This is a genomic window from Hymenobacter mellowenesis (assembly GCF_030581005.1).
Classification (GTDB): Bacteria; Bacteroidota; Bacteroidia; order Cytophagales; family Hymenobacteraceae; genus Hymenobacter; species Hymenobacter mellowenesis.
Window position 1 is genome coordinate 36,041 of the sequence record NZ_JAUQSX010000001.1, and the last position, 25,076, is coordinate 61,116.

A 25,076-nucleotide genomic window follows, 5' to 3' on the forward strand; every position below is an offset into this window, starting at 1 on the left:
CGGTCATGCTGAGCGAAGTCGAAGCATCTCTACCGCTTCGTTGTGGCGGTTTTGATTACTGTTGCACGCGAGATGCTTCGGCTGCGCTCAGCATGACGTTCTTTCTAATGACGTTCTATCGATTTAATGTTCTAGAAACCAATCTTCAGCCCGGCGATGAACGTGCGGGTGCTGGGGTAGGCATTGTAATCGGTATTCAGGCTCAGGTTGTCGCGGCCGAAGGAGTTTACCTCGGGGTCGAAGCCGGTGTATTTGGTCAGCGTCACCAGGTTTTGGGCGGTGATGTACACGCTGGCCGATTTCACGGCTTTGCTGAACTTGGGCAGGTTGTAGCCCAGCGTCACGGTTTTGAGGCGCACGAAGCTGCCGTCCTCTACCACGTCGCTCACGATGCCGGTGCTGCGGCGCAGCGTGCTGCCGGCCCGCGGAATGGTGTTGCTGGGGTTGGTGGGCGTCCAGCGGTCCACCACGGTTTTGAGCTTGTTGGTGCTGTTCACGCCCGATTCCAGCTCGTAGCGGTTCAGGTTCAGCACGTCGGTGCCCTGCACGCCCTGAATGAAAATACTCAGGCTGAAGCCGCCCTTGGTGAAGTTGTTGGTGACGCCATAAATGAAATCGGGCTGGGCCCGGCCGATGATAACCCGGTCGGCGGCCGTGATGAAGCCGTCGCCGTTCTGGTCGATATAGCGCGGGTCGCCGGGGCGCAGCGTGGTCGATTTGGCGCCGCTGGCCGCAATTTCGTCGGCCGACTGCCAGATGCCGTCGAACTGGTAGCCGTAGAACGAGCCGATGGGCTCGCCTTCGCGCAGGATGCTGGTCTGGCCCAGGCCCGCGCCCACAAAGAGGCTGGAGCTGGAGGCGCCCACCGGCAATTCGTCCACGCTGTACAGGTCGAGCACCTTGTTGCGGTTCATCGAAATATTGAGGTTGGTTTTCCAGCCAAAGGCTTTGCTGTCGAAGTTGGTGGTGTTGAGGGCAAACTCCAGGCCCTTGTTTTCCACGCTGCCGGCATTCAGCAGAATGTCGCCGTAGCCAGTGGTGCGGGGCGTGGCCACGCGCAGCAGCAAGTCGCTCGTTTTCTTATAGTAAGCATCGGCCGTGAAGGTGATGCGGTTTTGCAGAAACGCGGCATCGATGCCCACGTTGGTGGCAGCCGTCGATTCCCAGCGCAGGTCGGGGTTCAGGATGTTGGCCGGCACCAGGCCCACCAGGCGGGTGCTGCCCGAGGCGTAGGAACCCACGTCGTAGCGCGCCAGCGACTGGTAGTTGTTGATTTCCTGGTTGCCGGTGATGCCGAAGCCCACGCGCAGCTTCAGGTCGCTCAACGCCGTGAAGTCCGACATAAACTTCTCGTCAATCAGCCGGTAGGCAAAGGCTGCCGACGGGAAATAACCCCACTTGTTGTTCTTGCCGAAGCGCGACGAGCCGTCGGCCCGTAGCGTGGCCGTGAACAGGTAGCGCTCGAACAGCCGGTAGTTGACGCGGCCGAAGTACGAGGCCAGCGAGTTGGTGAACTTGCCCGAGTTCGGCGTTTGGATGTTGGAGCCCAGCGCCAGGTTATCGGAGCCCAGCGTGTTGGTAAAGAAGCCGTTGGCCGTGGCGCTGAAGTCGTTGCCGTAGAACTGCTGCTCGGTCACGCCCACCACCACGTTCAGGAAGTTGTTCTCGTTCAGCTTCTTGTCGTAGGTCAGCGTGTTTTCGTTCAGCCAGCTGTAGCGGTTGGTTTGCACGCGGTTGGCCGAACCGTTGGTGAGGCGGCCCAGGTAGATGTCCGACGGCCGGTAGGCGTCGAGCTGGTTGTTATTGTAGTCCAGGCCGCCGGTGATGCGCAGCGTCAGGCCGGGCAGGATTTCGTAGTTGCCAGCCACGTTGAACAGGCCGCGGGCGGTGGTGCGGTGGTCCTTGGCTTTTTCGGCGTAGGCCACTGGGTTGCCCACGTCCTCCACGTAGGGCAGCGGCGTGTTGGAGTAAGTGTAGTTACCGGCCGCGTCGCGCACCGGGTTGATGGGGCTGAAGCGCAGGGCATCGAGGATGACGCCGCCGTTGCTGCCGCCCGAGGAGTTGGCGAAGGCCCGCTGCTCGAAGGTGCCCGCCAGCTGGCTCGAAAAGTCAAAGCTCAGCTTGCGGCTGATTTTGCGGTTCAGGTTCAGGCGCACCGTGGCGCGCTGGAAGCCCGAGTTCAGCACAATGCCTTCCTGGTCGAAATAGTTAAAGCTCAGGTTGTAGCGCGTTTCCTCAGTGCCGCCGTTGAAGGCCAGTTGGTAGTTGCTCATGCGGGCCGGCCGCAGGATGGCCGACTGCCAGTCGGTGCCCTCGCCCAGGGAGTCAATCTGGCCTTGGCGGTAGGGCGCCGGAATAGCGCCCACGCCGGTGCCGGGATTCACCTCGTTGAGGTACTGCGCAAACTCCTTGGCGTTCATCAGCTCGTACTTGTGCCGCACAATCTGCACGCCGGTGTAGGCTTCCAGGTTGATGGTGCCTTTGCCCACTTTGCCCTTTTTGGTGGTGATGAGCACCACGCCGTTGGCCCCGCGCGAGCCGTAAATAGCAGTGGCCGAAGCATCTTTCAGAATCTCCACGCTCTCGATGTCGCTCGGGTTGATGGAGTTAAGGTCGCCGGCGCCGGGAAAGCCGTCCACCACAAACAGCGGCTCGTTGCCGGTGTTGATGGAGTTGGTGCCCCGGATGCGGATGGACACGTTGCCGCCCGGCTCCGAGTTGGTTTGCGTCACCTGCACGCCGCTCACGCGGCCCTGCAAAATCTGGTCGGCGCGGGCGATGGGCGTTTCGGCAACCTGCTCGGCCGAAATGGAGGCCACCGCGCCGGTGATGTCGCGCTTGCGCTGCGTGCCGTAGCCCACCACCACCACCTCGTTGAGGTCCTGGGCCTGCTCTTTCAGCTGCACATTGAAGGAAGTGGAGGTACCGATGGGCTGCTCAAACGATTCGAAGCCCACGAACGAAAACACGAGCGTGCCGCCAGTTGCCGGGGCATTTAGCTCGAACTCGCCGGCCGCGTTGGTGCTACTGCCCGTGGTGGTGCCTTTCAGCAGCACCGACACGCCGGGCAGGGGCGTTTTATCCGTCGCGTTGAGGACCCGCCCGGTCACTTGCCGGGTTTGGGCTTGCGCCACAAACGTTCCCAGGAACGCCAGTAGCCCAAAAATGAGACAAAGTTTTCGCATAATAGGTGGGATTATTAAAGTGAGTGAGGGCTCATTTATTCAGTAAATAAAGAACCTCAAATCCCCCAAGCGGCTCGCAAAAAACGTTTTTTTACGGAATCGTTTACGTAAAATTTGCTTTTAATAGTTTGCAAATCAGCTATTTACACTCAAACTAATGAAATAGCTGTTGCAAAAGCCGGGGCAGTTCTGCGGCAAGCAGTGGCAACTGCGCGGCACGGCATGGCCCGGACGGGTGCCGCCGGCTTCGGGCCTGGGCCAGCCCGGTCGCAGCAAGCCGTATATTTGGGTAAGCCAGGCTGCCCGTTTCGCCCCGGCATTTTCAGGATTACCCGTGATTAGTAGGATTGGCTTTCGAGTATGGGCGTGGCTGTGGCCGCTGGTAGCGCTGCTCAGCAGCTGCGCTGAGCCAGCCCGGCCGCGCGCCTACCGCATCGGTTTTTCGCAGTGCAGCACGCAAGGCATCTGGCGGCAGGCGGTGCTGGATGGCATGAAGCGCGAGCTGAGCTTCCATCCCGAAGTGCAGCTGCGCATGCTGGATGCCAAGGACAATAGCCAGCGCCAGGCCCAGCAAATCAAAGAGTTGCTGGCCGGCGGCATCGACCTACTGATTGTGTCGCCCTACGAGCCCGGCCCCGTGACGCCGGCCGTGGAAGCAGCTTACGAAACGGGCATTCCGGTGCTGCTGCTCGACCGCCGCATTACTTCGCAAGAGTTCACGGCCTACGTGGGCGGCGACAACGTGGAAGTGGGCCAGACAGCCGCGCGCTACGCCGCCAGTCTGTTGCACGAGCACGGCAGCGTGATTGAGCTGACTGGAGCGCGGAAGTCATCGGCCACTGCGGGGCGGCACCAGGGTTTCGCTCAAGGCATGGTGGCCTACCCCAACATGCACGTGGCGGCCGAGGTGACTGGCAACTGGAACATCACGACCTTGAAAGCGCCGCTGAAAGCCGCGCTGCTGGCGCATCCGGAGGCCGCGCTCATCTTCGCCCACAACGACAACATGGGCCGCAGCGCCGCCGAAGTGCTTCAGCAGCTTGGCCTCAGCCAGAAGGTGGGCATCATTGGCGTTGATGGGCTGGCGCTGGATTTGGTCGACAAGGGCGTATTCAAGGCCTCGCTGCTGTATTCGCCGGCCGGGGAGGATGCCATTCGCACGGCCCTGCGCATTCTGAACCACCAGCCCTTTAAGCGCGAAAATCAGCTGAGTACGGTGGTCATCGACTCGACCAACGTGCGGATGATGATGCAGCAGCGCGAGAAAATCCTCACCCAGCAAAAAGACATCGAACAGCAGCACGGACTGCTGCAGGGCCTGCGCGCCACCTACGCCAGCCAGCGCACCGTGCTCTATGGCCTGCTGGCCACCCTGCTTGGGGCCCTAGCGCTGGGCGCGGTGGCCTGGCGCTCGGCCCGCAAAAACCGCCTCATCAACCACCAGCTGGTGTTACAAAACGCCGAAAACGATAAAATCAACCGCCAGCTGCTGGTTCAGAATGAGGAAATCAGCCAGCAGCGCAACCAGATTCAGGCTCTGGCCGAGCAGGCCCGCGCCGACACCGAGGCCAAGCTGCGCTTTTTCACCAATTTCTCGCACGAGCTGCGCACGCCGCTCACGCTCATTATGGGGCCGGTGGAGGAATTGCTCGGAAGCAGTTCGGAGCTGTCGGGGGCGCAGCGGCAGGATTTGGCGCTGGTGCAGCGCAACACCCAACGGCTGCTACAACTGGTGAACCAGCTGCTGGATTTCCGCAAAATTGAGGTGGGCAAAATGGCCGTGCGCGCCACCGAAAGCGACCTGGTGGATTTCGTGCGCGACATCGTGGAAGCCTTCGAGAAGCCGGCTCGACTGCGCGGCGTGCAGCTGCGCTTCGTGGCGGCCGAGCCGGAACTGCACGCCTGGTTCGACGCCAATCTGCTGGACAAAGTCTTTCTCAATCTGCTGTCCAACGCCCTGAAATTCACCCCCGAGCAGGGTCAGATTACCGTGAGCCTGCAAGCCGCTGAGGATGGCCGCGCCTGGCGCCTGAGCGTGGCTGACACCGGTCCTGGCATCAGTGCGCAGGACCGGGCACACGTTTTTGAGTGGTTTTATCAGGGCGAGCAGGGCGCGGTGGCCAAGGGCTCGGGCATGGGCCTGGCGCTGGCGCACGGGCTGGTGCGGCTGCACCAAGGGCAGCTCACGCTCAGCAGTCAGCCGGGCCAGGGCAGCACGTTTACGGTGGCGGTACCGTGCGAATTGCCGGAGGAGCTACGCGCCAGTGGTGCGATGCAGCTGCCCGCCATTTCTCTGGATGAGCCAGAGCCGCTGCCGGCCGATTTTGGAACCGAAGTCTTGGTGGCTGCCTCCGAAACGGCCAGCGAAACGCTGGTGCTGGTGATTGAGGACAACGCCGAAGTGAACGACTTTGTGGCCCGCAAGCTGCGCGGCGATTTCCGGGTGCAAAGCGCCACCGACGGCCACAGCGGTTTCCGGCTGGCCACGGAGCTGATTCCGGACCTGATAGTGTGCGACGTGATGATGCCCGGCCTGGGCGGGCTGGAAGTGGTGGCGCAGCTGCGGGCCGATTGGCGCACGTCCCACATTCCGGTCATCCTGCTCACGGCCCGCTCAGCGGCGGAGCAGCAGCTGGAAGGCGTGCAGGCCGGCGCCGACCTCTACCTTACCAAACCCTTCAACCCCACTTTTCTGCTGGAAAGCGTGCGCACCCTGCTGGCCAACCGCGCCCGGCAGCGGGCGCACTTCCGCCGCGAGCTTAGCTTGGACACCGCCACGGTCGCGCCCGCCAGCCCCGACCAGAAATTTCTCCTCGACCTCACGGCCGTGGTGGAGGCCAACCTCACCAAAACCGACCTGAGCGTGGAAGACGTAGCCCGCGCCTTGGGCATCTCGCGCATGCAGCTTTACCGCAAAGTGAAGGCCGTGCTGGGCACCGGCGTCACCGATTTTATCCAGAGCCTGCGCCTGACCAAAGCACGCGACCTACTGCTGGATGAGCAGCGCACTGTATCGGATGTAGCCTATGAACTGGGCTTCTCCTCTCCTTCCTATTTCTCCACCAGCTTCCGGGCGCGCTACCAGTTGTCACCATCCGAATTCCGGGCCCTGCACGTATCGGCCACATCCTGAAACAAACTCAAAAGCCCTGTTATAAAAACGAAACCGAGTTGTTATACAGGTCGGTTTTTTTATTTATAACAAATTAAAAATTAGTCTATTAAATAAAAATCTTCTTGTGAACAGCCTGTGTAATAAATGAGCAGGATATGGGCGCGTGGCACGTGGAATTTTGTAGGGGTCGGCTATTGATGTCGGCCGGGGAAAAGCGACGGCTCAGCCAGCATCTCCCGCCTGCTTCTGATTCAAAAACCCACCCGCCCATGAGCTTTGTCAATCTAAAACAGCTGGCTGGCGAGCTTGGCCTGTCGTCGTCCACGGTGTCGCGGGCTATGCGCGACAGCTACGAAATCAGCACCGCCACCCGCGAGCGGGTGCAGACCGTGGCCCGCCAGCTCAATTACCAACCCAACCCGTTTGCCGGCAGCCTGCGCAACAACGTGACCAAAACCATTGGCGTAGTGCTGCCGCAGGTCGACAACCATTTCTTTTCGCTGGCCATCAATGGCATCGAGGAAGTGGCCCAGCAGAATGGCTACCATGTGCTCATCTACCTCACCCACGACAGCGGTGAGCAGGAAAAAGCCGTAGCCAAGTACCTCACCGGTGGCCGCGTCGATGGGGTGCTCATGGCCCTGGCCAGCGGCACCCGCAGCGTGGCCCATCTCGAAAAGCTGCGGCAGCGGGGCCTGCCGCTTGTGCTTTTCGACCGGGTGAGCGACAGCCTGAACACGGCCACCGTCACCACCGACGACTACACCAGCAGCTACCAGGCCACCGAGCACTTACTGCGGGCCGGCAGCCGGACCATCGCGCATTTGCAGGTGTCGGGCACACTTTCCATCGGCAATAAACGCCTGCACGGCTATATGGCCGCCCTGCACGACCACCGCATTCCTTACGACGCGGGCCTGGTGCTCAACGGCAGCGGCTCGAACGCCGACAGCCTGCGCAAAATCAAGAACTTACTTCAGCAGCGGCCCGATATCGACGGCATCTTTGCCTCCGTCGAGCGCTTGGCGTTGAGCAGCTACCAGGCCTGCCAGCAGTTGGGGCGCGCCATTCCGCAGGATATTAAAATCGTGGGGTTTTCCAACATGGAAACGGCATCCCTGCTGGCGCCCAGCCTCACCACCATCACTCAGCCCGCCTACGCCATCGGCAAAGAAGCGGCGCGCATCCTGTTCCAGTCCATTATCAAGCACAAGCCCGTGCTGCCCGCCCACAGTATGGTGCTGAAATCGGAGCTGGTGGCGCGGGCTTCTACGGCCACTCTTTAGGCAGCAATAGATTGGGTAGCCGCCGGGAGGCGTAGCTACTCAGGCCGAAAAGACATTAGGGCTGAAATGCGGCATCTTTGCCAAAAATCCCCCTTGCATGCCTACCGGAACCCTGCTGCTCATCGACGACGAAACCGCGCTGCGCCAGGCCGTGGCGCGCCTGCTGGAGCTGGAAGGCTACACCGTACTGCAAGCTCCTGACGCCCGCCGCGGCCTCGAAACCCTGCAGCAGCACGCCGACGAGGTGCTGGTGGTGCTGAGCGACGTGAAGCTGCCCGACGGCCACGGCCTCGACCTGCTGGCCCGCTACCAGCAGCGGGCGCCGCTGGCCGAAGTCATCCTGCTCACCGCCTACGGCCGCATCCCCGACAGCGTGCGGGCCATGAAGGAAGGCGCCTTCGATTACCTCACCAAGGGCGATTCCGACGACCAGCTGCTGGTGGTGGTGGACCGCGCTGCCGACAAGGCCCGCCTGCAGCGCCGCGTGCACGAGCTGGAGCAGAAAGTGGGCGCCCGGCACACCTTTGAGTCGATGATTGGGCACTCGCCGGCGCTGGAGCAGGCCAAGCAGGTAGCCCGCCAGGTGGCGGCCACTGATGCTACCGTGCTGCTCGAAGGCCCCACCGGCGCGGGCAAGGAGCTGTTCGCCCAGGCCATTCACCAGGCCTCGCTGCGCCGGACTAAGCCGTTTGTGGCCCTCAACTGCGGCGCTTTCCCCAAGGATTTGCTCGAATCAGAGCTGCTGGGCTACAAAAAAGGCGCCTTCACCGGGGCCCAAACCGACAAGAAGGGCCTGCTGGAAGAAGCCAGCGGCGGCACGCTGTTTCTTGACGAAATCGGCGAGCTCGACATCACCCTGCAAGCCAAGCTGCTGCGCGTACTCGAAACCCAAGAATTCATGCGCCTCGGCGACACCAAGCCGCGCCGCGTGGACGTGCGCCTGGTAGCAGCCACCAACCGCAACCTGCGCCAGGAAGCCGCCCAGGGCCATTTTCGGGCCGATTTGTACTACCGGCTCTCGGTGGTGGAAGTGCGGGTGCCCCCGCTCAGCGCCCGCCCCACCGACGTGGCCCCGCTGACGCGGTTTTTCCTGCAGCAGTTTGCCACCAAGCTGCGCCGCCGCCCGCTGGAGCTCACCCCCGAGGCCTTGCTCGTGTTGGAGCGCTACCCTTGGCCCGGCAACGTGCGCGAGCTGCGCAACGTGCTGGAGCGCGCCTCCATCCTCACCCCGCCCGACGAGCCCCTGACGCCCGAGCTGCTGCCCATCGAGCTGCAGATAGCCGCCCTGCAAAGCGCCGACCAGCCCGCCAGCCCCGAAGACGAGCGCAGCCTCCGCAACGTGGAGAAGCGCCACATCCAGCGCGTGCTGCTGGAAACCGCCGGCAACAAAACCGAAACCGCCCGGGTGCTGGGCGTGGCCCTGACGACGCTGTATCGCAAGCTGCAGGAGTATCAGTTGTAGGCGCTTCCCTACTGCCGCAGCCCCACTGCCCCGCCCCTATCGGCGGGGCTTTTTTGTGCGCGGTGGACCGTAGCGCGAACTGAAAATTCGCGCTACCCCTAGCGTTTTGCAAATCGCCCTAGCGAAACGCTAGGGTACGCGGACCGTCGCGCCCGATAGCACACAGACAGGCGAAAAATTATTACGCTTCACGTCAGTCGTTTATCAGTCTAACAAATCAAAAACAAGGCTTTCGGGGCCGGATTTGCCCTGGGGATGGCACGCAGGTTTTGCGCACTTAATCCCCTCCCCTATGCCTGATTTATTGATGACGCCGCTGCTCGTGGCTTTGGGCGCGGCCGGCTTCTGGCTCTGCTACAAGGCCATTGGGTTTTTCGACCGCATTTAACCCCGCTTTCTCATGATGACCATCCTTTTTGGGCTGGCGCTGGGCACGTTTGCCTATCTCGGCTACGTGCTGCTGCGCCCCGAACGCTTCTAAACCCATGAATACTGAACTTATCGGCATTGCCGTCATTTTTTTGAGTACGGTGCTGCTGGCCCTGCCGCTGGGGCGCTACCTGGCCGTGGTGTATAGCGGCGACCGGTCGTGGTCGGATTTCCTGGGGCCGCTGGAGCGCGGTCTCTACCGCCTGGGCGGCATCGACGCCCGCCAGGAAATGACCTGGCAGCAGCATTTGCGCGCCCTGCTCACCATCAACCTGCTGTGGTTTTTCTGGGCCATGCTGGTGCTGTGCACCCAGGGCAGCCTGCCGCTCAACCCCGACGGCAACCCCTCGATGACGCCCGACCTGGCGTTTAATACGGCCATTTCCTTTCTGGTGAACTGCAATTTGCAGCACTACTCCGGCGAAACGGGCATGAGCTACCTCTCCCAAACGGTGGTGGTGATGTTTCTGCAATTTGTGACGGCGGCTACCGGCATGGCGGCCTGCGTGGTGGTGTTCAACGCCCTGCGCGAGCGCAGCGCCGAGCGGCTGGGCAACTTCTACGTGTACTTTGTGCACAGCCTCACGCGGGTGCTGCTGCCGCTTTCGCTGGCCGTGGCGCTGGTGCTGGCCTTCCAGGGCACGCCCATGACGTATGCTGGCAAGGCGGCCGTGGTGACGGTGCAGGGCGACTCGGTGCAGGTGAGCCGGGGGCCGGCCGCCGCCATGGTGGCCATCAAGGAGCTGGGCACGAACGGCGGGGGCTTTTTCGGGGCCAACTCGGCCCACCCGCTCGAAAACCCGACCTACCTGACCAACGCGGTGGAAAACGTTGCGCTGGTGCTCATTCCGCTGGCCATGGTGTTTGCGCTGGGGTATTATCTGAAGCGCCCCAAGCTTTCCTACATGGTGCTGGGTGTGATGACGGCGGGCTTCCTGCTGCTACTGGCGCCCACGGTGTACTACGAGATGCACGGCAACCCCGCCCTGGCCCACCTCGGCACCAACCAAACGCTGGGCGCCTTGGAGGGCAAGGAAATGCGCTTCGGCGCGGCGGCTTCGGCTTACTGGGGCATTACGAACACGGTGATTTCCTGCGGGTCGGTGAACTCGATGCACGATTCGCACATGCCGGTGTCGGGGATGTGCGAGCTGCTGGGCATGATGACCAACGCCTTTTACGGCGGCGTGGGCGTGGGCTTTCTCAACTTCTTCGTGTTCGTGGTCATTGCCGTGTTCATTTCGGGGCTGATGGTGGGGCGCACGCCGGAGCTGCTGGGCAAAAAGATTGAGGCGCGGGAGATGAAAATCGCCCTCATCGTGGCTCTGCTGCACCCGCTGCTGATTCTGGCCGGCACGGCGATGTCGGCCCACCTCTACGCCGGGCACCCCACCGAATACGCCGGCTGGCTGGCCAACCCCGGCTTCCACGGCTTCTCGGAGATGCTGTATGAGTTCACGTCGTCGGCGGCCAACAACGGCTCGGGCTTCGAAGGCCTGGGCGACAACACGCCCTGGTGGAACCTGAGCACCGGCGTGGTGATGCTGCTGGCGCGCTTCCTGCCCATCATCGGGCCGGTAGCCATTGCCGGCTTGCTGGCCCGCAAGAAATACATCCCCGAAAGCGCCGGCACCCTGCGCCTCGACACGGCCACCTTCGGCGTGATGGTGTTTTTCGTGATTTGGATTATCGCGGCGCTGGCCTTTTTCCCGGCCCTGGCGCTGGGTCCGCTGGCCGAGCATTTCACGCTGTACTAACCTTATATCCTGTCATCCTGAGCGCAGCGAAGGACCTTATCACGGTTGCGTTCATCGGCATTACTAATTCTTGCGGCACGGACATGATAAGGTCCTTCGCTGCGCTCAGGATGACAAACGAAACAATGAAATCCCAATCCTTATTTCAACCCGCGCTGGTCCGCGAAGCCGTCGGCCAGGCCTTCGTCAAGCTCGACCCGCGCACCATGTTCCGCAACCCGGTGATGTTCACCGTGGAAATCGGGACGGCGGTGATGTTTTTCGTCACCATCGGCCTGCTGTTTCGGCCCGATGCGGCGCAGGGCAGCTTCGGCTACAATTTCACGGTGTTCGGGGTGCTGTTTCTGACGCTCCTCTTCGCCAACTTCGCCGAGGCCATTGCCGAAGCCCGCGGCAAAGCCCAGGCCGATTCGCTGCGCAAAACCCGCCAGGACACGCCCGCCAACGTGCGCCTCGATGATGGCAAAATGGTGGCTGTTTCCTCAGCCCAATTGCAGAAAGGGCAGGTGTTCGTGGTGGAGGCCGGGGAGATTATCCCGACTGATGGCGAGATTATTGAAGGGCTGGCTACGATTGATGAGTCGGCCATTACGGGCGAGTCGGCCCCGGTGATTCGGGAGGCCGGCGGCGACAAATCCTCCGTGACCGGGGGCACGAAGGTGCTTTCCGACCGCATCGTGGTGCAGGTGACCACGGCGCCCGGCGAGTCGTTTCTCGACAAGATGATTGCGCTGGTAGAAGGCGCGGCGCGGCAGAAAACGCCGAATGAAATTGCCCTCACCATCCTGCTGGCCGGTTTCACGCTGGTGTTTGTGATTGTGTGCGTGACCTTGCAGCCCTTCGCGGCCTACGCCCACACGCCTATTGCGGTGGCCTCGTTCATTGCCCTGTTTGTGTGTTTGATTCCGACCACCATTGGCGGGCTGCTCTCGGCCATCGGCATCGCGGGCATGGACCGGGCGCTGCGGGCCAACGTCATCACCAAGAGCGGCAAGGCCGTGGAAACGGCCGGCGACATCGACGTTTTGTTGCTCGACAAAACCGGCACCATCACCATCGGCAACCGCAAGGCCACGCACTTCTGGCCCGCGCCGGGCGTGGCCATGCAGGCCTTCGTCGAGCAAGCCACCGTCAGCTCCCTCACCGACGAAACGCCCGAGGGCAAAAGCATCGTGGAGCTGGCCCGCGACAATAAAGTAGACCCCGCGCAGCTGCAAAGCCGTCTGGCGGGCGCCGAGCTTATCAAGTTCACGGCCGAAACCCGTAGCTCAGGCGTGACGCTGGCCGGCGGCACCCGCCTCCGCAAGGGCGCGGCCGATGCCATGCGCCGCCTGGCCGAGGCCGCCGGCCAGGCCTACCCCGCCGAAGTGGCCGAGCGGGTGCAAACCGTGGCCAAAAACGGCGGCACGCCGCTGGTGCTGAGCGAAAACGACCGGGTGCTGGGCGTGGTGGAGTTGCAGGACATCATCAAGCCCGGCATTCAGGAGCGGTTTGAGCGGCTGCGGGCCATGGGCATCAAGACGGTGATGGTGACCGGCGACAACCCGCTCACGGCCAAATTCATTGCCGAGAAAGCCGGCGTCGACGACTTCATTGCCGAAGCCAAGCCCGAGGACAAGATGCAGTACATCCGCGCCGAGCAGCAGGCCGGCAAGCTGGTGGCCATGATGGGCGACGGCACCAACGACGCCCCCGCCCTGGCCCAGGCCGACGTGGGCGTGGCCATGAACTCGGGCACCCAGGCCGCCAAGGAAGCCGGCAACATGGTGGACCTCGACAACGACCCCACCAAGCTGATTGAGGTGGTGGAAATCGGCAAGCAGCTGCTCATGACGCGCGGCACGCTCACCACGTTTTCCATCGCCAACGACGTGGCCAAGTACTTCGCCATCGTGCCGGCGCTGTTCATGGTGGCCATTCCGGCCCTGGGCGCGCTCAATATTATGGGGCTGCACTCGCCGCAGTCGGCCATTCTGTCGGCAGTTATTTTCAACGCCCTCATCATTCCGGCGCTGGTGCCGCTGGCCCTGCGCGGGGTGGCCTACAAGCCGGTGGGCGCCTCGGCCCTGCTGCGCCGCAACCTGCTTATTTATGGCCTGGGCGGCATGGTAGTGCCCTTTATCGGAATTAAGGTCATCGACCTGCTGGTGGGGCTGGTGTGGTAAGCTTGGCGGATGACGGATGGCCGTCATGCAGAGCGCAGCGAAGCATCTCGCGAGCTGAAAGTAAACCCAATCGTCAAGGATTAGTGGCAGCACGCGAGATGCTTCGCTGCGCTCTGCATGACGTTCAAAAAACTAAATCAAACCCATGAAAACCTATTTGTTTCCCGCTTTTCGTTTGTCGCTGGCTTTGTTGGTGCTGTGTTGCGGCGTGTATCCGGCCCTGGTGTGGGGCGCGGCGCGGCTGGCGCCCGGCCACGGCGAGGGCGTGCAGGTCAGCTACAAGGGCCGCGTGGTCGGCTTCGCGCAGGTCGGGCAAAAATTCGACCGGCCCGAGTATTTCAACACCCGCCCTTCGGCCGTGGGCTATAATGCCGCCGGTTCGGCCGGCTCCAACAAAGGCCCCAGCAACCCCGAATACCTTCAAGAAGTGCAGACCCGCGTGGGTGCCTTCCTCCAGCAGAACCCCGCCGTGGCCGCCGGCCAGGTACCGGCCGAACTGGTGACGGCCAGCGGCTCGGGGCTCGACCCGCACCTCTCGCCGGAAGGCGCCTACGCCCAGGTGGAGCGCGTGGCCCGGCGGCGCGGCCTGGCCCCGGCGCGGGTGCGCGCCCTGGTGGCGGCCCACGTAAAGGAGCCGCTGGTGTGGTTTTTCGGGCCGGCCACGGTGAACGTGCTGGAGCTCAACTTAGCTTTGGACAAACTGTCGGGCCTGTAATGGCCGGGCTTACCCAACGATTTATTGACCGCGCCGCGCTGGCTGGCGTACTTCCTTTTCTTATTCTTTTGGCGGCGCCCATTGCCCGCCGGCTTTCCATGAAACACCTGCTGATGCCCGCCCTCGTTGCCCTGAGCACAAGCGTTGCGCTGGCCCAAACCACTCCCCCCGCCACCCCCGACCTGGCCGCCCCGGTCCCGCCGGCCCCGGCGCCCGGCCCGCTCAGCACCTATGGCTTCGTAGATGCCTACTATGGCTACGATTTCAACCACGCCAATGGCAACGACCGGCAGGGCTTCCTCTACTCGCACGGCCGCCAGAACGAGTTCACCATCAACCAGGCTCTCATCGGCCTGCGCTACGATGATGGAAAAGTGCGCGGCGCGCTGGGCCTGCACGCCGGCACCTACGTGTCGGCCAACTATGCGGCCGAAGACCCGGTTTTGAAACACGTGTACGAGGCCTACGCCGGCTTACGGCCCTTTAAAAAAGCCTGGCTGGATATAGGCATCTTCGGCTCGCACATTGGGTTTGAGTCGGCCATCTCGAAGGACAACTGGACGTTGACGCGCTCCATCATGGCCGAAAACTCGCCCTACTACGAAAGCGGGGCGCGCTTCACCTACGAAGTGAGCCCGAAGCTGACGCTGGCCGGGCTGGTGCTGAACGGCTGGCAGAACATCCGCGAAACCAACCAGGCCAAGGCCCTGGGCACCCAGCTTCAGTGGAAACCCACGGATAAGCTGCTCATTAACAGCAGCACCTTTTATGGCAACGAGCAGCCGCAGGATTCGCTGATTCGGCGACGCTTTTTCCACGATTTCTACATCAGCTACGCTGCCTCCGAGCGCACCAGTCTTGCGCTGGTGTTCGACGTGGGCAAGCAGCGCGGCGCGGGCCGGGAGCGGTACGATACCTGGCACACGGGGGCCATTTTCATTAAGCAGAAGCTGGCCGATGAGCTCTCGGCTACGCTCCGCGGCGAGTACTACTACGCCGAGCGCGGCGTCATCATCCGCAGCATCATGCCCGGGGCGCTGGACCAGGATTTCCGCGTGGCCGGCGGCTCCCTCAACCTCGATTACGCGCCGGCCGCCAACGTGGTGTTTCGGGTCGAAGGACGGTATTTGAACGGGATGCGGGGCGTATTCGCCCGCGCTGATAATGCCGACAACCGCAGCTACGGGAATGTGACGACGAGTCTGGCGCTGTCGTTTTAGAGGACGGCTGAACCATCAAAGAACGTCATGCCGAGCGCAGTTGAAGTATCTCTACTGAAGGAGAATTCAATTGAGCCAACGAAGCGGTAGAGATGCTTCGACTGCGCTCAGCATGACGTTCAAAATCCCCCCCATGAACCCCTCGCCCACCGACGACGCCCGCGACCAATCCGCCGAACGGTTTCTGCGCCTGGTGCAGCAGCGGCGGCGCGGGCGGCTGAAGGTGTATCTGGGCCTGGCCGCCGGCGTGGGCAAAACCTACCGCCTGCTGCAGGAAGCCCACGACCTGCGCCGCCACGGCGTGGACGTGGTGCTGGGCTACGTGGAAACCCACGGCCGCCCCGAAACCGAAGCCCAGGTGCGCGACCTGCCCACGGTGCCGCGCAAAACGCTGTTTTACAAAGGCCGCGCCCTGCCCGAGATGGACGTGGCGGCCATTCTGCAGCGGCGCCCGGCGGTGGTGGTAGTCGATGAGTTGGCCCACACCAATGTACCCGGCTCGGCCCACGACAAGCGCTGGCAGGACGTGGAGGAGCTGGTGAAAGCCGGCATCTCGGTGCTCACGGCCGTGAACGTGCAGCACCTGGAAAGCCTGCACGAGCAGGTGCTCAAAATCACGGGCATCGACGTGACCGAGCGCGTGCCCGACCAAGTACTCAAGCTGGCCGACGAAGTGGTGAACGTGGACCTGACCGTGGACGAGCTGCGCGCCCGCCTGCAGGAAGGCAAGATTTACGACCCGCAGAAGGTACCCACCGCGCTGGCCAGCTTCTTCCGACCCGACAACCTGCTACAGCTGCGCCAGCTGGCCGTGCGCGAGGTGGCCCTGCTGCTGGGCCGCCAGATTGAGTCGGAAGCCGGCGGGGCCGCGGCCGTGGCCCCCGAGCGCCGCAACACCGACCACCTGCTGGCCTGCATCAACTCCAACAGCGCGGCGGCCCGCGAAATCATCCGCAAAACCTCGCGCCTGGCCGACCGGCTTTCCGTGGCGGCTTGGTACGTGCTCTACGTGCAGACGCCACCCGAAGCGGCCGACCGCATCAACCTGGCCGCCCAGCGCCACCTGCTCGGCAATCTGCAGCTGGCCACCGAACTGGGCGCCCAGATTCTGCGGGTGAAGGACGCCGACGTGGTGGGCGCCATCCGGCGGGTGGCGCGCGAGAAGCACGCCACGCTGCTCGTGTGCGGCGTGACGCGCGAAAAAAGCTGGTGGGAGCAAGTCAGCCGGCGCAGCGTCACCCAAAACCTGGTGCGCGCCGTGGCCCGCTCCGGCGACGACCTGGATATTTTTCTGGTGACGTATTGAATGTTCTGAACGAAACCAGAACGTCATGCAGCGCGCAGCGAAGCATCTTTACCGCAATAGCAATTCAACCGAAACAACGAAGCGGTAAAGATGCTTCGCTGCGCGCTGCATGACGTTCAAATGGCCGTTGAAAGCCAATCAAACCCCCATGAACCTCAAAACCAAAATCACCACCGGCTTCCTGGCCATGCTGCTGCTGGTGCTCAGCATCGGGGGCTACGCCTACTACTCGCTGCGCCAGCTCGACCGCAGCTCGCGCGATGTACTGAAGGCCAATTTATATTCGGTGGAGCTGGGTCTGCGCATGCTGCGCAGCCTCGACCAGCTGGCGCGCCAGCCGCTGGCCGATACGGCCGGCACCGCCGCCTTCACGGCTGCCCTGCGCGCGGAGTCCCGCAACGTGACCGAACCCGGCGAGCAGCAGGTGGTGAACGACTTGCAGCGCCTGACGCAGCAGCTGCAGCAGCACCAGCAGCACCAGCAGCTGGCCCGGCGCGCCGCGGCGGCCGGCCAGTCCAGCCCGCTGGGCATCAGTGCCGAAGCCTACCAGTTGGGTGGCCTCACCTACCAGATGATGGCCCTGAACACCGACGCCCTGAACCGCAAAACCGAAGCCGCCAACCTGCGCGCCGACCAGGCCAACCGCAACCTGATTCTCTTCGCTACGCTGGCCGGGCTGCTGGCCCTGGCCCTGGCCAGCAGCGTGCCCGAAGCCGCCGTGCAGCCCCTGCGCAAGCTCACCGCCGCTCTCGACCACGCCACCGAGCGCGACTTCTCGGCCAGTATTCCGCAGGAAAGCCACGACGAATTCGGCCAGGTGGCCCGCGCCTTCAACCGCATGCTGAGCCAGTTGCGCGAGTACCGCACCTCCACCGCTGCCGAGCTCATCACCGAGCGCAACCGCGCCGCCAGCATCGTAAACACCCTGGACGAGGGCCTGCTGCTGCTCGATGAGCACCGCACCATTCTGCTGGCCAACCCCGTGCTGTGCGAGCTGCTGGGCCTGCCGGCTGAAAAGCTGCTGGGCCGCCCCGCCGCTACCGTACGCCTCGAAAACGACCTGCTGCAAGCCATGCTCCGGCCCCTCGACGCCCCCAACCGCGAGGCCGCCGTGGCCGATGCGCCGCTGCTGCACATCAGCCAGCGCGGCGAGGAAGCCTTTTACCAGCTGGCGGTGCAGGATTTGGTGTCCTTCAACGAAGCCACGGCGAAGACTGAGTTCGTAGGCCACATCCTCACGCTGCGCAACGTGTCCGATTTCAAGAAGCTCGACCAGGTGAAATCGAACTTCCTGGCCACGGTGTCACACGAGCTCAAAACGCCGCTTTCCAGCATGAACCTCAACTTGCGCCTGTTGCAGGACGAGCGCCTGCCCGCCGAGGAGCGCCAGCGCGTGACGCAAAGCGTGCGGCAGGAAACCCAGCGCCTGCAGCGCATGGTGGGCGAGCTGCTCGACGTGTCGCGCCTCGACTCCGGCGCGGGCATCCAGCTCGATGTGCGCGCCACCGACCTGGCCGACGTGGTGCGCTACGCCACCGCCACCGTGCAGGCCCAGCTCGACGACAAGCGCCTGCGCCTCGACCTGCAGCTGCCCGAAACACTCCCCGCCGTGCGCGCCGACGTGGAAAAAACCACCTGGGTGCTCATCAACCTACTGGCCAACGCCATCCGCTACTCGCCGGCCGGCGAAACGCTCACGGTGCGCGCCGCGCTGGCCGGCCCCCAGGTGCAGGTGAGCGTGCAGGACCACGGCCCCGGCATTGCGGCCAAGCACCACGACCGCATTTTCCAGCGCTTCGCCCAGGTGCCCAACCAGGCCGGCTACCGCGGCGGCTCGGGCCTGGGCCTGAGCATTGCCCGCGAGTTCATCACCGCGCAGGGCGGCCGGCTGTGGGTGGAGAGTGAGTTGGGCAGCGGCAGCGCGTTCCACTTCACGCTGCCGGTGGCCTGAATTGCATTCAATTTGGTGGGTATCTGAACGACGTAGGGGCGGGGCTTGCCCCCGCCCGGGCGTTGAACAGAACCGTTGCCACGTTGCGAATAGCCGGGCGGGGGCAAGCCCCGCCCCTACGTCGTTCCGGTTTAAACCCGGGATGTCGCAGCGGCCCCGACAGGATGTGCTTTTATTCAATCCATTCTGCCACCCTGTTTCCCACTGAACACCACGGACTCTTTGCGGGCGGCACTTGCTTTTCTCAGAAGAAACGGGAACTTTGTGCAAACGTTTTCACAACCCGTCCTCCTATGTATTCCCACCGCTCGCTTGCAGGCCGCATTTCGCTTCCGAAATCGGCCCGCGCCCTCCTGTTTTTTGGTTTGTGCCTGCTGTGGCAGGCCGCCCGGGCCGAAGATATTAAGTCGCCCAACGGCCAGCTGAAGCTGACGTTTGCCCTGCAAAGCGACGGCGTGCCCACCTATCGCCTCACCTACAAGGGCCGCGACGTCATCAAAACCAGCAAGCTGGGGCTGGATTTGAAAAACGCCACGGCCCTCACCAGCGGCTTTGCCGTGGCCGAGAGCAAGCAGCGCAGCTTCGACGAAACCTGGACGCCGGTATGGGGCGAGGTGAAAACCATCCGCAACCACTACAACGAGCTGGCCGTGACACTCCGGCAGGCCGCCACCGACCGCAGCATCCGGGTGCGGTTTCGGGTGTTTGACGACGGGCTGGGCTTCCGCTACGAGTTTCCGCGCCAGCCCAAGCTCGACTATTTCACCATCAAGGAAGAGCGCACGCAGTTTGCCCTGGCTGGCGACCACAAGGCCTTCTGGCTGCCCGGCGACTACGACACGCAGGAGTACAGCACCGTCACGTCGAAGCTCTCGGAGGTGCGCGGGCGCATGAAGGCGGCCGTGACCGGCAACGCCTCGCAGACGCCCTTCTCCCCCACCGGCGTGCAGACGCCGCTCATGCTCAAAAGCCAGGACGGGCTGTACATCAACATCCACGAGGCGGCCCTGATTGACTATTCCTGCATGCACCTGGAGCTGGACGACAAGAATTTTGTACTCGAATCGCACCTCACGCCCGACGCGGTGGGCGACAAGGGCCTGATTCAGACGCCGGCCAACTCGCCCTGGCGCACGGTGATTGTGAGCGACCGGGCCGGCGACATTCTGGAATCGAAGCTGGTGCTGAACCTCAACGAGCCCACCAAATTCAAGGACACGGGCTGGATTAAGCCGTTGAAGTACGTGGGCGTGTGGTGGGAGATGATTACGGGCAAAAGCACGTGGTCGTACACCAACCAGGACAACATCAAGCTCGACTCCATCGACTACAAAACCGTGAAGCCCAACGGCACGCACGGCGCCAACACCGCCCACGTGAAGGAATACATCGACTTCGCCGCCAAGCACGGCTTCGACGCGGTGCTGGTGGAGGGCTGGAACACCGGCTGGGAAGACTGGTTCGGCAAGCACAAGGACTACGTGTTCGACTTCGTGACGCCCTACCCCGATTTCGACGTGGCCGGGCTGCAGCAGTACGCCGCCGGCAAGGGCGTGAAGATGATTATGCACCACGAAACCTCGGGCTCGGTGCGCAACTACGAGCGGCACCTGGATGCGGCTTTCGACTTCATGAACAAATACGGCTACGACGCCGTGAAAACCGGCTACGTGGGCGACGTGCTGCCCCTGGGCCATCACCACTACGACCAGTGGCTGAACAACCACTACCAGTACGTGCTGGAAAAAGCCGCCGAGCACCGCATCATGGTGAACGGCCACGAGGCCGTGCGCCCCACCGGTCTGGCCCGCACCTACCCCAACCTGATTGGCAACGAAGCGGCCCGCGGCACGGAGTACGAGTCGTTCGGCGGCAACAACGCCGACCACACCACCATCCTGCCCTTCACCCGCCTCATCGGCGGGCCGATGGACTACACGCCCGGCATTTTCCAGACGCGCATCAGCACCTTCAATCCGGCCAACAAGTCCTTCGTGCACAGCACCCTGGCCCGCCAGCTGGCCCTGTACGTGACCATGTACTCGCCCCTGCAAATGGCGGCTGACATGATTGAGCACTACAACGAGCACCTCGACGCCTTCCAGTTCATCAAGGACGTGGCCGTGGACTGGGACGAGTCCCACGTGCTCGAAGCCGAGCCCGGCGACTACATCACCATCGCCCGCAAGGCCAAGGGCAAGAGCAGCTGGTTCATCGGCAGCACCAATGACGAAAACGGCCGCACCTCCAACATCAATTTCAACTTCCTGGAGCCCGGCAAAAAGTACGTGGCTACCATCTACGCCGACGCCAAGGACGCCCACTACGAGAAGAATCCGCAGGCCTACGCCATCCGCAAAATGCCGGTAACGCGCAAGAGCAAGCTGGCGCAGTACTGCGCGCCCGGCGGCGGCTACGCCATCAGCGTGGTGGAAGCGGGCAAATAGACAGCACAGGCTGGTTGGAGAGTCGAAATCGTTGTCATCCTGAGCGCAGCGAAGGACCTTATCACGTCGGAACAGCAGTTGTTCAACGGTGATAAGGTCCTTCACTGCGTTCAGGATGACATACACACCCAAAATGGCCTCGCCCATTACTTCGGGAGACCTATCAAGCCGGCCGGGCGGCAAAGTGCAACCGTTGGCCGATAAACCGCGCCTCGCTGCCGATGGCCGCGTGGCCGGGCTTTTACACGGGCTGATTGGCACGTTATTTAGCGACGGGGTTGATGTCCTCAACCGCTGAGTTCTTGGCGACCGGGATGGCCCGAAGCCGCCGGACCCCGTTTTCAATCGCCTGATTTTTCAAGATGATAAACCTGCTTTCAGACCGCGTAGTCGGCTCTCTGTTTCCGCTGGCTGTGGCCGCCAGCGTTGCGTTTCTGCCCCACAAGGCCAGCAATGCCCCCAAGCTCTACGTTTCAGACTACGAGAATGTGCTGGGCACGTCCCTCGAAATCAAGATTGACGCCGATGCCGAACAGCACGCCGCCCAGGCCGAAAGCGCCGCCCTGCACGAGGTGGACCGGCTCAATAAAATCCTCAGCGGCTACGATGCCAGCAGCGAGTTCAGCCGCTGGATGCGGGCCGGCAAAACGCCGCTGGCCGTGTCGCCGGAGCTGTACGAGGTGCTGGCGCTATTTGAGCAATGGCGTTTGAAAAGCGACGGCGCCCTGGACGCCTCGGCCGAAACCGTGGGCCAGCTCTGGCGCGAGGCCGCGAAGCAGAACCGGCAGCCCACGGCCGCCGAAATTGCCGCCGCCGTGGCCACCGTGCACCAGCAGCATTACGTGCTCAATGCCCAAACCCACACCGTCCAGCGCACCAGCGACGCGCCGCTGATGCTGAACTCCTTCGCCAAAAGCTACATCATGAACAAGGCTGCGGATGCCGCGCTGGCCACGCCCGGCGTGAGCGGCCTGGTGGTGAACATCGGCGGCGACATTCTGGTCCGGGGCGAGCACACCGAGCAAATCAACGTGAGCAACCCGCGGGCCGATGCCGAAAACGACCTGCCCGTGGCCCAGCTGCAGGTGAGCGGCAAAACCATTGCCACCAGCGGCAACTACCGCCGCGGCGAGCTCATCGGTGGCCGCTGGTACTCGCACATCATCGACCCACGCACCGGCCGCCCGGCCAGCGAGGTCATCAGCGCCACCGTGGTGGCCGATAAGGCGACGGACGCCGGCGCCCTGGCCACCGCCCTGAACGTGCTGCCCACCACCGAAGGCCAGGCGCTGGTAGCCGCCGTGCCCGGCGCCGAGTTCATGCTCCTCACCGCCGACGGCCGCCGGCTGGAAAGTGCCGGCTGGCGCAAGCTGGCACGGCCCGCCACGAAACCGGCCGCCGAAAAACCGGCCGCCCCGACCAAAGACAAGCCCTGGGACCCGGCCTACGAAGTAGCCATCAACCTAGAGCTGGCCACCATTGAGGGCGTGCGCGTGCACCGGCCCTTCGTGGCCGTGTGGGTGGTGGATGAAAAGAAGCAGCCCGTGCGCCAGATTGCGCTGTGGTACAACAAGCCCCGCTGGCTGGATGACATGCGCTTCTGGTACGCCACCTATTACGACCAGTTCGCGGCCGCCAACAGCACCCTCAGCTCCACCGCCAGCGCTACCCGCTCGCCGGGCAAGTACACCCTGAAATGGGACGGCAAGGACGACAAAGGCAACCCGGTGCCCCAGAACGGCAATTACACGCTATTCGTCGAAGTAGCGCGCGAGCACGGCACCCACCAGATGCTGAAGCAGGAACTCAACGTGGCCAAAAAGAAGCCTCAGCATTTTGAGTTGCCGCCCAACACCGAGGTAGCATCGGCGTCGGTGGACTTCCGCAAAAAGGCCGATGACAAGTAGCCCGGCGCCACTGAAACCAGCCGCTGGCGCCCCCGGCAAGCCTGCCAAGCAGGTCTGGAAAAAGCGCGGGGCCGCGTGGTCGCGCTGGCTGCACCTGTACCTGTCGATGCTCAGCTTCTTCGTGGTGCTGTTCTTCTCCGTCACGGGCCTCACCCTCAACCACGCCGAGTGGTTCGACAGACAGCAGGCTGAGAGCAAGCGCACCGGTACCCTGCCCGTGGCCTGGGTGAACGCACCCGACACCGCCCGCATCCGCAAGCTGGAAATCGTGGAACTGTTGCGTGGCAAATACGCCGTCAAGGGCGCCTTGAGCGACTTCCTGGTGGAAGACGACCAGTGCTCCGTGTCCTTCAAAGGCCCCGGCTACAGCGCCGATGCCTTCATCGACCGCGCCACCGGCACCTTCAAGCTCACGGAGCTGCGCCTGGGCTGGGTGGCCGTGCTCAACGACCTGCACAAGGGCCGCGACAGCGGCCCGGGCTGGAGCTGGCTGATTGACATCTCGGCCGTTTTCTTGGTTGTGGTGTCGCTCAGCGGGTTGGCCATGCTGTTTTTCTTGAAAAATAAGCGGGTGCGGGGCGTGGTGGTGGGCATTGCTGGCGGAGCCATTTGCTACCTGCTCTACTACCTGCTGGTGCCGTAAGGTTCCTTCCGTAGTGCGGCCGACGTAGGGGCGGGGCTTGCCCCCGCCCGTCTCTGAACGGAATCGTTGAAACGACGCTAGTGTCCGGGCGGGGGCAAGCCCCGCCCCTACGTCGTTCTGAAGCCAAAACTGCTCTGATGTTACTATCAGAGAAACGAGAGAAGCCCCGGCGCAGCGCTGCGCCGGGGCTTCTCTCGTTTGTAATGAAAAGCTATTGCTGAGCGGGCAGCCAAGCCTGCGAGCTGCCAAAAATCCTTTCCAGCATGTATTTCCGGGCCTGTTTAGCCGTGAGCTGATGCGCCCATTTCACGCGGCCGGCGGCGTTGGCGCCGGGGCCGCGGGAGTTGAATTCGGCATAATAAGCCGTCTGCTCGTTGGTGGGCGCGTGCCAGTTGTCCCAGCCGGCAGAGGTGATGTGGTCTCCCATATCAGTGTTGAGAAAAACCGTGTTGGAGTGCGGGCGCCAGGGCCGGCCGAGGTACACCTTGGTAGCCGCCGGCGCGGCCGTGAGCGTGCAGTTGAGGAACACGAAACCGAACTGCTGGCGCGGCGAAGTAGAGGCCGCCGTGATGTAGGAATTCGACTTGCTGAAGATGATGCAATGGTCGAACACGGCCGTGCTACCACCGAAAATGAAATCGGTGGTGCCTTCGATGTAGCAGTCCTGGTAGTACTGCCGGCTGTTTTCCACGGCCGGAAACAGGGTGTCCTGGTTGCCGAGCATGCGGCAGTGGCGGAAGGTGGCGCGGTCGCCCTCCACGTGCAGCGCCACGGCCTGCCCCACCGGCCCAGCTGAATTCTCGAAGGTGATGTTTTCAGCCGTGAAGTCGTTGGCCTGCACCCGCACCGTGGACGAGCTGTAGGTGCTGTGCTTGGCGGCATCGCCGGAGTAGTCGCCAAAAGTGATGACGACGCCCTCGCGGCTTTCGCCCAGCAGCGTGATGTTGGTTTTCTGTGAGGGCACCAACAGCTTCTCTTTGTAGGTACCGTTTTTGATGAAGATGGTGGCCGTCACCTGCATGAAATCGCGCACGGCCAGCACGGCCTCCTGCACGGTGCGGTAGTCGCCGGTGCCGTCGGGCGTCACCGTGAGGCGGATGGGTACCAGGAAGGTTTCTATTTTGGCGGGCGCAGCTGGAGTGGCTGGCGTGACTTGGGCAAAAAGGCTTTGGCTGGCGAAAAGCAGGCTGCCGGCCAACAGGAAACGATGCAGAGTCATAGCAGTTGAAGAAGGACGAAGGGGCCGCAAATGGAATGGAACGGCAAGTAGCGTAGCGCCGCCCAAAGTACCCGCACGGGCCCGGCAGGGAACCTAACTTTGCGGCGCAGCTTCTGAAAGTTTGACTGAACTAAAAAAACTGTTTCATGCTGAGAATCTTGCCTGCTCCGCTCGGCTCCCCTCTCCCTTGGGAGAGAGGCCGGGGGTGAGGCGTCACGCTTGCAACGAAGCGGTAGAGATGCTTCGACAAGCTCAGCATGACGTTCTTT

Annotated in this window: 15 protein-coding genes; 13 read left to right on the forward strand and 2 right to left on the reverse strand. The window is 62.9% G+C overall.

The window, feature by feature from the left end:
- Nucleotides 1-131: 131 nt before the first annotated feature.
- Nucleotides 132-3,185: a SusC/RagA family TonB-linked outer membrane protein gene (locus tag Q5H92_RS00185; RefSeq protein ID WP_305009414.1), complete on the reverse strand. Its 3,054-nt coding sequence runs from the start codon at nucleotides 3,183-3,185 to the stop codon at nucleotides 132-134.
- A gap of 334 nt (nucleotides 3,186-3,519) precedes the next feature.
- Here Q5H92_RS00185 and Q5H92_RS00190 point away from each other — a divergent pair, with 334 nt between their 5' ends.
- From Q5H92_RS00190 to Q5H92_RS00245, 13 genes are all read left to right on the forward strand, one after another.
- Nucleotides 3,520-6,318, forward strand: coding sequence for a substrate-binding domain-containing protein (locus Q5H92_RS00190; protein WP_305009415.1), 2,799 nt, complete (start codon nucleotides 3,520-3,522; stop codon nucleotides 6,316-6,318).
- A gap of 251 nt (nucleotides 6,319-6,569) precedes the next feature.
- Complete coding sequence (locus Q5H92_RS00195; protein ID WP_305009417.1) at nucleotides 6,570-7,586, forward strand: LacI family DNA-binding transcriptional regulator; 1,017 nt, start codon at nucleotides 6,570-6,572, stop codon at nucleotides 7,584-7,586.
- 97 nt (nucleotides 7,587-7,683) lie between these two features.
- A complete protein-coding gene (locus Q5H92_RS00200) occupies nucleotides 7,684-9,048 on the forward strand; it encodes a sigma-54-dependent transcriptional regulator (protein WP_305009418.1) in 1,365 nt (454 codons plus the stop codon).
- A gap of 403 nt (nucleotides 9,049-9,451) precedes the next feature.
- Entirely contained in the window at nucleotides 9,452-9,529 is a 78-nt protein-coding gene (locus tag Q5H92_RS26595; protein WP_369811112.1) for a potassium-transporting ATPase subunit F, read from the forward strand.
- 4 nt (nucleotides 9,530-9,533) lie between these two features.
- Nucleotides 9,534-11,234, forward strand: coding sequence for a potassium-transporting ATPase subunit KdpA (kdpA, locus tag Q5H92_RS00205; protein WP_305009419.1), 1,701 nt, complete (start codon nucleotides 9,534-9,536; stop codon nucleotides 11,232-11,234).
- Nucleotides 11,235-11,359: 125 nt separating this feature from the next.
- A complete protein-coding gene (kdpB, locus tag Q5H92_RS00210; protein WP_305009420.1) occupies nucleotides 11,360-13,399 on the forward strand; it encodes a potassium-transporting ATPase subunit KdpB in 2,040 nt (679 codons plus the stop codon).
- A 145-nt stretch (nucleotides 13,400-13,544) separates the two neighbouring features.
- The gene (gene kdpC, locus Q5H92_RS00215; protein ID WP_305009421.1) at nucleotides 13,545-14,114 is read left to right on the forward strand and encodes a potassium-transporting ATPase subunit KdpC; all 570 of its coding nucleotides are present in this window, start codon (nucleotides 13,545-13,547) and stop codon (nucleotides 14,112-14,114) included.
- A 98-nt stretch (nucleotides 14,115-14,212) separates the two neighbouring features.
- The gene (locus Q5H92_RS00220; protein ID WP_305009422.1) at nucleotides 14,213-15,334 is read left to right on the forward strand and encodes a porin; all 1,122 of its coding nucleotides are present in this window, start codon (nucleotides 14,213-14,215) and stop codon (nucleotides 15,332-15,334) included.
- Between the two features lie 133 nt (nucleotides 15,335-15,467).
- Nucleotides 15,468-16,640: a sensor protein KdpD gene (locus Q5H92_RS00225; RefSeq protein WP_305009423.1), complete on the forward strand. Its 1,173-nt coding sequence runs from the start codon at nucleotides 15,468-15,470 to the stop codon at nucleotides 16,638-16,640.
- A gap of 148 nt (nucleotides 16,641-16,788) precedes the next feature.
- Complete coding sequence (locus tag Q5H92_RS00230) at nucleotides 16,789-18,591, forward strand: HAMP domain-containing sensor histidine kinase (protein ID WP_305009424.1); 1,803 nt, start codon at nucleotides 16,789-16,791, stop codon at nucleotides 18,589-18,591.
- A 293-nt stretch (nucleotides 18,592-18,884) separates the two neighbouring features.
- The gene (locus Q5H92_RS00235) at nucleotides 18,885-21,038 is read left to right on the forward strand and encodes a glycoside hydrolase family 97 protein (RefSeq protein WP_305009425.1); all 2,154 of its coding nucleotides are present in this window, start codon (nucleotides 18,885-18,887) and stop codon (nucleotides 21,036-21,038) included.
- Between the two features lie 362 nt (nucleotides 21,039-21,400).
- Complete coding sequence (locus tag Q5H92_RS00240; protein ID WP_305009426.1) at nucleotides 21,401-22,945, forward strand: DUF2271 domain-containing protein; 1,545 nt, start codon at nucleotides 21,401-21,403, stop codon at nucleotides 22,943-22,945.
- Nucleotides 22,935-23,588, forward strand: coding sequence for a PepSY-associated TM helix domain-containing protein (locus Q5H92_RS00245; RefSeq protein ID WP_305009427.1), 654 nt, complete (start codon nucleotides 22,935-22,937; stop codon nucleotides 23,586-23,588). Before Q5H92_RS00240 ends, Q5H92_RS00245 begins: the two co-directional genes overlap by 11 nt.
- Nucleotides 23,589-23,799: 211 nt before the next feature.
- Here the strand turns inward: Q5H92_RS00245 and Q5H92_RS00250 are convergent, their stop codons facing one another.
- Nucleotides 23,800-24,807 (reverse strand): pectinesterase family protein, encoded by a 1,008-nt coding sequence (locus tag Q5H92_RS00250; protein ID WP_305009428.1) that lies wholly within the window; start codon nucleotides 24,805-24,807, stop codon nucleotides 23,800-23,802.
- Between the last annotated feature and the right edge of the window lie 269 nt (nucleotides 24,808-25,076).

Bases quoted from the DNA above. Each gene is read 5' to 3' on its own strand.
- Q5H92_RS00185 (WP_305009414.1), bottom strand. From the start codon at position 3,185: ATGCGAAAACTTTGTCTCATTTTTGGGCTACTGGCGTTCCTGGGAACG.
- Q5H92_RS00195 (WP_305009417.1), top strand. From the start codon at position 6,570: ATGAGCTTTGTCAATCTAAAACAGCTGGCTGGCGAGCTTGGCCTGTCG.
- Q5H92_RS00200 (WP_305009418.1), top strand. From the start codon at position 7,684: ATGCCTACCGGAACCCTGCTGCTCATCGACGACGAAACCGCGCTGCGC.
- Q5H92_RS26595 (WP_369811112.1), top strand. From the start codon at position 9,452: ATGACCATCCTTTTTGGGCTGGCGCTGGGCACGTTTGCCTATCTCGGC.
- kdpA (WP_305009419.1), top strand. From the start codon at position 9,534: ATGAATACTGAACTTATCGGCATTGCCGTCATTTTTTTGAGTACGGTG.
- kdpB (WP_305009420.1), top strand. From the start codon at position 11,360: ATGAAATCCCAATCCTTATTTCAACCCGCGCTGGTCCGCGAAGCCGTC.
- kdpC (WP_305009421.1), top strand. From the start codon at position 13,545: ATGAAAACCTATTTGTTTCCCGCTTTTCGTTTGTCGCTGGCTTTGTTG.
- Q5H92_RS00220 (WP_305009422.1), top strand. From the start codon at position 14,213: ATGAAACACCTGCTGATGCCCGCCCTCGTTGCCCTGAGCACAAGCGTT.
- Q5H92_RS00225 (WP_305009423.1), top strand. From the start codon at position 15,468: ATGAACCCCTCGCCCACCGACGACGCCCGCGACCAATCCGCCGAACGG.
- Q5H92_RS00230 (WP_305009424.1), top strand. From the start codon at position 16,789: ATGAACCTCAAAACCAAAATCACCACCGGCTTCCTGGCCATGCTGCTG.
- Q5H92_RS00235 (WP_305009425.1), top strand. From the start codon at position 18,885: ATGTATTCCCACCGCTCGCTTGCAGGCCGCATTTCGCTTCCGAAATCG.
- Q5H92_RS00240 (WP_305009426.1), top strand. From the start codon at position 21,401: ATGATAAACCTGCTTTCAGACCGCGTAGTCGGCTCTCTGTTTCCGCTG.
- Q5H92_RS00245 (WP_305009427.1), top strand. From the start codon at position 22,935: ATGACAAGTAGCCCGGCGCCACTGAAACCAGCCGCTGGCGCCCCCGGC.
- Q5H92_RS00250 (WP_305009428.1), bottom strand. From the start codon at position 24,807: ATGACTCTGCATCGTTTCCTGTTGGCCGGCAGCCTGCTTTTCGCCAGC.